Raw genomic sequence first — 380 nt, 5'->3', positions numbered from 1 at the left:
CTTTGGGAGCATGCTTACCAAATTGATCTGGTAAGTAGCCATTAATTAAGTCAACGCTAATTTTCATTAAAAACACCGTCCTTTTTTATTTAATTATAGCGTTTTTTAGTAACTAAAGAAGATAACTTTTGATATAAAAACGCACAGTAACTTTACTGTTCGTTTAGATAGTATATTATTTTACTGTGAAAAAGTTAGACCCTTTTTTTAAATAGTGTTTTCCAGCAGTTATATCGTACTGAATCAAACGGTATTCGTGTAATAATTTCTTTTGTTTATTTGTAAGGTTCTTTTCAGAAATCTCTGTACCGTTAGCTAACATGTACTTATTACGTTCACCAGCAGGTAGTTCCTTCATACACTGGGTCAATAATGCGTAG

1 protein-coding gene is annotated in these 380 nt (G+C 31.3%); it reads right to left on the bottom strand.

The window, feature by feature from the left end:
- Positions 1–175 precede the first annotated feature (175 nt).
- Positions 176–380 (bottom strand): hypothetical protein (locus C1I97_RS40900; protein WP_220040919.1); only part of this gene is annotated, 205 nt, incomplete at its 5' end.

The organism is Streptomyces sp. NTH33 (genome assembly GCF_003236365.1).
Lineage (GTDB): Bacteria > Actinomycetota > Actinomycetes > Streptomycetales > Streptomycetaceae > Streptomyces.
This window is presented reverse-complemented; position numbering and strand designations above follow the sequence as displayed.